Annotated in this window: 1 pseudogene; it reads right to left on the bottom strand. The window is 49.2% G+C overall.

From position 1 onward, the window contains the following. Positions 1–447 (bottom strand): annotated as a pseudogene (locus ACU8YC_RS27655) (radical SAM protein); the annotation flags it as partial.

Raw genomic sequence — 447 nt, 5'->3', positions numbered from 1 at the left:
TGTAAATATTGCCCCAGCGTCAGCATGGTCACCCCATGATTACGCAGGACACGCATAACCTCAATGATTTCAGCATTGGTTTCACCCAGACCCACCATCAGACCTGATTTCGTTGGAATCTCAGGGTGTGCTTCTTTGAAACGTTCTAGATGCTTCAGCGACCAGTTGTAATCTGCGCCAGGACGTACATTGCGATAAATACGCGGTACGTTTTCGAGGTTGTGGTTAAACATGTCCGGCGGTGTGGCTGTGAGGATATCCAACGCACGATCCATACGACCACGCAAGTCAGGCACCACCGTTTCGATTTTAATTTACGGGCTCTTCTCACTAATAGCAGTGATGCAGTCAGCAAAGTTATGAGCACCACCGTCTCGTAGATTGTTACAGTCAACGGACGTAATGGCCACCTAGCGCAACGACATTACAACAATCGACCGTGCCAGC

Source organism: Citrobacter sp. VF227, assembly GCF_052950715.1.
This window is presented reverse-complemented; position numbering and strand designations above follow the sequence as displayed.